The sequence below is a fragment of the Nostoc sp. S13 genome, assembly GCF_029379315.1.
Lineage (GTDB): Bacteria > Cyanobacteriota > Cyanobacteriia > Cyanobacteriales > Nostocaceae > Nostoc.
This window is the reverse complement of the sequence record NZ_JAQYWQ010000099.1, coordinates 20,305-27,515: the sequence shown is the minus strand read 5'-3', so window position 1 is coordinate 27,515 and position 7,211 is coordinate 20,305. Positions and strand designations below refer to the sequence as shown.

The 7,211-nt window shown below is 37.8% G+C and carries 7 protein-coding genes; 2 read left to right on the top strand and 5 right to left on the bottom strand.

Features of this window, described 5'->3' with window-relative positions; all coding sequences use genetic code 11:
* Positions 1 to 463: 463 nt before the first annotated feature.
* The 3 genes from PUQ00_RS24750 to modA all read right to left on the bottom strand — a co-directional run bounded on the left by PUQ00_RS24750 (position 464) and on the right by modA (position 2,872).
* Positions 464 to 1,120 (bottom strand): PEP-CTERM sorting domain-containing protein, encoded by a 657-nt coding sequence (locus tag PUQ00_RS24750; protein ID WP_300421768.1) that lies wholly within the window; start codon positions 1,118 to 1,120, stop codon positions 464 to 466.
* Between the two features lie 258 nt (positions 1,121 to 1,378).
* Positions 1,379 to 1,996 (bottom strand): DUF642 domain-containing protein, encoded by a 618-nt coding sequence (locus PUQ00_RS24745; protein ID WP_300421766.1) that lies wholly within the window; start codon positions 1,994 to 1,996, stop codon positions 1,379 to 1,381.
* Between the two features lie 66 nt (positions 1,997 to 2,062).
* The gene (modA, locus tag PUQ00_RS24740; RefSeq protein WP_300421764.1) at positions 2,063 to 2,872 is read right to left on the bottom strand and encodes a molybdate ABC transporter substrate-binding protein; all 810 of its coding nucleotides are present in this window, start codon (positions 2,870 to 2,872) and stop codon (positions 2,063 to 2,065) included.
* 816 nt (positions 2,873 to 3,688) lie between these two features.
* Between modA and PUQ00_RS24735 the strand changes: the two genes are divergently transcribed.
* Positions 3,689 to 4,090: a fasciclin domain-containing protein gene (locus PUQ00_RS24735; RefSeq protein ID WP_300421762.1), complete on the top strand. Its 402-nt coding sequence runs from the start codon at positions 3,689 to 3,691 to the stop codon at positions 4,088 to 4,090.
* Positions 4,091 to 4,281: 191 nt separating this feature from the next.
* Here PUQ00_RS24735 and sfsA read toward each other — a convergent pair whose 3' ends face one another.
* Positions 4,282 to 5,007, bottom strand: coding sequence for a DNA/RNA nuclease SfsA (sfsA, locus tag PUQ00_RS24730; protein ID WP_300421761.1), 726 nt, complete (start codon positions 5,005 to 5,007; stop codon positions 4,282 to 4,284).
* A gap of 264 nt (positions 5,008 to 5,271) precedes the next feature.
* Here sfsA and PUQ00_RS24725 point away from each other — a divergent pair, with 264 nt between their 5' ends.
* On the top strand, positions 5,272 to 5,940 hold the full coding sequence (locus tag PUQ00_RS24725; RefSeq protein WP_300421759.1) for a 2OG-Fe dioxygenase family protein: 669 nt from the start codon (positions 5,272 to 5,274) through the stop codon (positions 5,938 to 5,940).
* 2 nt (positions 5,941 to 5,942) lie between these two features.
* Here PUQ00_RS24725 and PUQ00_RS24720 read toward each other — a convergent pair whose 3' ends face one another.
* Positions 5,943 to 7,091, bottom strand: coding sequence for a DUF711 family protein (locus PUQ00_RS24720; RefSeq protein ID WP_300421758.1), 1,149 nt, complete (start codon positions 7,089 to 7,091; stop codon positions 5,943 to 5,945).
* Positions 7,092 to 7,211 lie beyond the last annotated feature (120 nt).

Here is a 7,211-nt window from a genome sequence, read left to right as displayed (position 1 = left end):
TCTAATTCCGTACTATTATCCGCCTGTCAATAGGGTTTGAGACGCGCTAACCCTGTATGATCTGCCAGGAAAAGTGATAGAGGCGATTAAACTCAATAGGATGAAGCGTTACGAGCCAGTGAATTCTTCAACATCAGTCGTAATACTATCAATATATGGTTTCAGCGTCGGAGGGAAACGCGTGACTTTAATGCCAAAGTCAGAGCGCATCGGGGCAATGGGCACAAAACCACTGACTGGGATAAGTTTCAAGCATTCGTAGAAACCCACGGGGACAAAACTCAGATGAGATGGCCGAACTGTGGGAGGACGATATTAGTGTTAGATTATCAAATTTTAACTTGATTCAGCTATCAAAAAAGTAAGGCGAACTCTACGACGGGCTATTCGGTGATACACCTTTTTTAGTTAAGTTGTGTAGAGATCGCTCTGTTGTTTTCCGAGAGTGACAAAAAAAGGGCTATTATTTCTCGCTAATTGCTTTCTTTTTCTTCAGCCATATTCCCAACAACCCAGCAACTGCTATTCCTCCAATTGTTGATGGCTCAGGCACAGGTTTTACACTCACATTATCCAAGTATAAGAATCCATATTTATCCCAATTCCCAAACTTTAACTCTGTGGATGATGCGTCTGCCGTGAAATTGAACTTATATGGCGTGTATGGTTGAAAAGAAATGTCTTTTTGATCAAAAATCTTATTTCCACCTACAAATGTCTGAAATTGATTATCAAGGTCAGGGGCCTCATCTATAGATGCTAAATAGTAACTAAGTTCGTATTGCTGACCAGGTTGTGTAGAAAGCGTCTGTGATATGTAGCTGAGGTCTATAAATCCACTAAGTGATAAGCCCTGATTACCACTATCATGCTGAGGAAAATTACTTATTCTGATCCCTGATATATCCATCGGATCACCAGACTTAGCCCATCCTATAATATTAGGATTTGTCACGTTAGGATCATTAGGATCTACGAGTTTGTCGAGTTCAAAGCTTCCGTTTTTAACAAGTTCTGCCGCTTGTGCTTCTGCATTATAAATATTAGTAATCACAGCAGTACTAATTAAAGCAGTAGTAAAACTAAAAACAATAATTGAGAGTTTTTTAGTTAAATTCATGAAACTTGACTCCAAATAATTGTAAATTTCGACAACTAAAACAAGTTGATAGTTATATTCATGCTGGCTTTCAGTAGTGTCAATAAAAATGAACACTTTCTTCTGGTTTATAAGAGTTAGCTATAGATGTGGATAATGATTCATACACCCAAGGCCATTTTTCTCAATAAACCCATGATGGAGTTTTTAAATCAGATGAATTTTAGTGGCATTCTTGACACTATGTAGCCAGACATTGCTTAGGCTTCTATCTGTGGTTTATTCATCCCCATCATTTATCACCGGATTATCCCAATAGTTTTTCTTTTGATGTTCAGGTTTAGCTTTAACACTCACATCATCCAAATATAAAAACGCATACTTTGCTAGAGAACCAAACTTTATCTCTGTGGATCTTCCTTTTGCTTTAAAATCTAAGGTGTATTGCGTATAAGGTTGGAAAGAAGTATCCTTTTTAACAGAAACTTTCTTTCCATTTATAAAAACCTGAAATTTATTATCAAGGTCAGGTTCCTCCTCTATGGATGCGAAATAGTAAGTAAGTTGGTAGTGTCGCCCAACAACTGTGCGGATAGTCTGTGATATGTAGCTAATGCCTGAAAATGCACCAAGCGATAAACCTTGGTTACCACTGTGAGGAAAGTTGCTAATTGTAGTACCTGGAGCACCAGATTTAAGCCATCCGGTAACATTAGGATTTATACCGTTAGGATTATTAGGATCTGCCAGAGGGTCGATTTCAAATCCCCCGTTATAAATTAACTCTTGTCCTTCCGCTTGTGCAGCTGACTTATAAGTATTGGTAATCACAGCAGTATGAAGGAAGGCAGTGGTCAAACTACAAACAATAATTGAGAGTTTTTTAGTGAACTTCACAAGACATTACTCCAAATAGTTCAAAATTAACGACAACGACTACTTAATTGATTTACTTTGTGGTGATTAAGGCGCAAGAAACCCATAATTATTTTTGAAGATATTCTGGGCAGTAGTACCACTTAAGTAAGTAGAAAAACTCTGTGCTGTCGTTAAAACTTTAGTTCTGGTGAGTATACCCAGTGGATAGACAATCAGATCACTCTCTGTTGTTAGGGCAGTTTGTACGACTCTTACCTTGTTAGAAATGGCAGCATCAGTTTTGTAAACGATACCTGCGTTGATAGTTTTATTTACACCTGCAACAGTTACAGAAGCTTTATTTTCAACAGCAGTTAAAACGGCACGCACATTGTTGGCAAGGTATAATTTAGGGATGAGAGTAGTGAAAATACCTCGGCTAGTGAGAACTTGTTTGGCATAATTTCCTGCTGGTACAACTGGAGGAGTGCCTGTGTAGTCACCTATAGCAACACCACTAATATTGGCATTGGTTAAACCATTGAAGCTAGTGAGAGCCGCACTACCAGCACTAACAGGGGGTGTCGTCGGAGTAATCAAAACTAGACGGTTTCTGACAATGTTTTTACGGCTACCTGCAACCAATTTACTTGGAGTTGAATTCTGCAATACATTTATTTGGCCGGTGGCAGCAGAAATGAAAATATCTGCTGGAGCTCCTACTTGTATTTGGCTCAACAAGGTACCAGAAGCACCGAACGTATAAACAACGTTGACACCTGGGTTAGCATTTTGGTACTGAGTCTTAATGGCATTCAGCGCGTTTGTTAAGCTGACAGCTGCATACACATTAAGTGTAGTTGCAGATGTGGCTGGCGATAAATTCACAAACTGCAAGCCGATTACTAGCATCATGCTAGTAACTGCCGTAGCAATCCAAGCAATAAGTCTTCTTCTTTTCATGAAAGTTATAGTTTGGGGAAATATTACCTAAAGGTCTCATTATTTACATACAGGACTTACGCACAGTCAACAGAAAAACCAACTACACAAAAGGTAGAGGATACAAAAAAATAAGACTTTTATCGGGTTTTTGCGTAAGTCCTATGTATAATCAATTCTGGAAATAAACAGCCAATCACAATTGCTAAAAACATTAGTTAGTGTGATGGGAATTTATTATTTCCAAGTAGGATTACACAAATAATGAGTGAAATGTGTCTGGTGATGAAATAATATCAGTTAAATACGCTCCTTACCAACCTTTTTGGTGAGAGACTCATGACAAAAGGCTAGAGCAAAGGAATAGAAATACTGAATAAGCTCTATATTGCCTATTTAACAAGGGTCATATTAAAAATTCTCAAGTAACTCCTAAATAGCGAAAACCCTGGTTTATACCAACTTTTTTAAATTAAGATGCCTTTACCCATCTTTTTTAACTAACTTTTTTGGTAAAAAATGCTGTGTTGATACTACTGAGCAGCGAGCGCCCCTGCCACTTTCTAGAACAAAGCAGCGAGGACAGAGGCGCTAAACTACCCATCCAGGAGCGCTTATAACTCATCCGCCCAGACAATGTACATATAATTATTTATTTGTATAAAAATATATATAAACTTTTATGATATCAATAAAAAATTTGATTTAACATACACCTAACGATAGATAGATTTTATTAAACAAATAGTTTAGGTTTGTAGCAGGTTACACAGAACTTAGGTAAAACACATGGCCAACATAATTGACACTGCCACTAATAATGGTTCTTTCAAGACACTAGTTGCAGCAATCCAAGCAGCTGGTCTGGTAGATACACTGAAAGGCCCAGGTCCATTCACCGTCTTCGCACCCACCGATGCAGCGTTTGATAAGCTTCCAGCAGGCACAGTAGACGCATTGCTGAAAGATATTCCCAAGCTCAAGAAAATCTTGACTTATCATGTTGTCTCAGGTAAAGTGCTGGCTGCTGATGTAGTTAAACTGAAGACAGCTAAAACAGTTGAAGGTTCAGATGTAAAAATCGACGCTTCTAATGGCGTCAAAATAAATGACGCAAAAGTTGCAACAGCAGATGTTGCTGCTGATAACGGTGTTATCCACGTAATTGACACAGTTTTGATCCCTGCATAAGCAAACCTTAAAATAGCGAATGCTATTTGTGGGGCGACGATTATTTATAGTCGTTTCTCTATTACAGTCCAGTTGAATATTTTTTAGTAAATATCAACTATCAATAAATCCATCTAGATACTGTCTAGATGGATTTATTGTTTTATGCGTGTAGAGACGTTGCATTGCAACGTCTCTCTAATTAGATGTAATCAAATTGTTAGTTTTGCCAAACCCAAATAACGGATACCTTCGGGGGAAATGTCAAAACGGCAAGGTAAGACTTCTAAACCAAGAGCGATCGCATCCCGTAATAATTTACCATACACAGGATCTGTGCGATCGCCAGGGGAAAACTCGATACAATCACTGCGATTAATAAAGTAAAGCATCACTGCACGAGTTAAAGGTAACAGCGCCATTAGTTCTCGCAAGTGCTTTTGTCCTCTTGTAGTCTCCGTGTCAGGAAATAGGGCTAATCTCGCCTCAGAAAAAGTTGTATTTTTTACTTCTAAGTAAATCGGGCGTTCCTCATCACTCCCCGTCAAGAAAAAATCCACTCGACTTTTTTTATCTAGTCCATAAACCACCTCGCCCTTAATTTGGCTATAGTCGCCCAATTCTGGGAAAAGGTGTTTCCCCAAAGCTAGCTTTACCACCCGATTGGGCAAAAAAGTATTTATACCTACCCAAGTCGGTTCATTGTCATGTACCTGAATTAGTTCTAAAGTGTAAGCCAATTTGCGGTTAAGATTATCACTTTTTGAAAGCTGTACCGCACTTTGGGGAGTCGAAACTCCAGTCATTGGCCCTGTATTGGGACAGTGTGCTGTCACTATTTCACCAGAAGTAAGTTGAACGTCAGCAAAAAATCGCTTGTAGCGTTTTAGCAGAATACCCGGATACAAAGGTGGGTAACGGTAAAGCCAATCTATCATTATGGAACCTTATTGCTGCTAGTAAATATACGTCGATTTCTTGCCCATCGAACCCCCATCAGCAAATCTTTTCAGCAGCTACTCATACACCCATGAGTATTACTCCACCCTGTGACAAAATTTGAGCATTTTTCGGTATCATAAAGTGTCAAATTTTGTAGTTAAATTGACAACATCTTAATAAAAAGTAGCTTATACTAAGTGTTGTAAGCCTCCCATAAAGAAAAATTTGGGAGAATTTCAACATGCAAGGAGGTAAATCCTATGCAAAAAGTGTGGACAGCAACGGAATTAGAATATGCTTTTCTGTTTACTTTAAGAAAAGTAAATTCGATCAATCCAGAAGGTTTTAAGCGATTTTTTAGTAATCTGCCTATTGACCCTTATATCAAAGGCAACTATCGTTCGAGAAGATTATCTCGGTTCACAGTCTCTGGAAATCAGTTAATCAAATTACCTCATGGCTACCTCTTTCAAAGTAAAGAGTATAATCCATTAGTGGGTGATATAAAAAGAGAGTTTGCAGAATTAGATGATGCACTTACAGAACTTGATATTTTTAGAAATCTTGTCTTAGCATTTAGTGATTCTTGTAAACTCCATCCGGAAGCTGAAATCGGAGTTCATCAAATTAGAACTATTTGTTCACCAAAGAATTTGGGTAATCCAGCGCCTGAAGGTATACATCAAGATGGTACAGATTTTATTGGCATATTCTCAGTAGATAGAGACAATATTGAAGGTGCAGAAACACATTTGTATACTGCGAAAAAAGAAAAGCCTGTTTTTAGCAAAGTTCTAAATCCGGGAGAACTCTTATTAGTTAATGACCATGATTTTTTCCACTTTACCACTCCCATAAAACCACAGACTGACGCTCAAGGAAGTAGGGATGTTTTTGTACTAACTTCTCCTAGCTTGCTTTCAGAATAATTCTAGTTAACTGTAAATATTTTACAATCTACGAGATATGGGGAATTGAATGTAGTCATTTCCCCAGCTTTTTTATTTGGAATTGGAAATAATCGGGCTGATAGTGGTTTATCTAACTTGATGGCTAAAGTTGCCATATCAATTAATAAAGTTGCAATTGCTTCAATTGTGATATCACCTGGAATTGGAACTGTATCTAGTCCACAGCCACAAACTGCTGAATATAATAATAAATGTGTAAGATCATAGGTTTGCTCGTTAGCTCTGGTAGCTAGTCCGATATCTTCACAAACTGGAAGCATCAGTCCAGAGTAACCACAGATTTTTACTGATACGCTTTTCAATACACGAGTCAGCATCCCAGAAATTGCGAGAGTTCCTGAATGTCCAAACTTGCCACTCATCAATTTTTCATAAGCAAAAGCAATACTGTTTTTCTGATCCAAAGATGGAGCTAGAGAGGTATCGATTCCTCTATATGCAACGGCAAATTTCTCAGATATTTTTTCAGCAATAACTGCGATTTTATTTAATTCTACTTCTAATATTAATTGCAGGTTTTGCTCTGCTGTTGTGATATTGTTAGCTTGTGAGAATGCTTGCATTACTAAGTCGCCTAACTCTAAACCTATAGCAAAAGATGTATTGCCGGTATGGTATGCACTAGGGAAAAATGGGATACCTGGCTGGCAGTTTGCCCATGCACAAAACCGAAAGTTGCCATAGCCATTTTGAGTTTCTTGGGAAATACGTTTAATAGCTTTGGCAGATTCTCTCGTATTTTCAAAGTTTATACCACTTTCCCTGTCGCCAATTTTGCTTGAACAATAAATAATCGATGTATTTTTGTTGATATCTGGAATTAGATCTATGGTTTTGGGTTTGCTGGCATAACCAATATTCAAGAAGCTGATATTCAGACTTTGGCAAAGTTGTTCTAGAATTTGAATCTCATTGATAATTTCGATTTTTGACAAGCCTTGCAGATATTCTTCCCAGGGATTAGTCGCAATTCTAATTGTTTGTACTTTATATCCTTGTTTTTCAAACACAATTTGCGCTTGGTGATTAAAGTCAGCAGCTTGCTTAATTTTTTCCTGCTCTTGTGGAGATTGAAGTGATATACCTGTTGTGATAGTTCTAATTTTCATTGGTATAACTTATTATTGATTATCATCTGGATGTGTACAATATTCCATTAGACTTATCCGGAAATGAGAACTTTATTTGGCTGAAACCTAGCTCTGGAGAGGGTTTTAGAGGTTCCTGTT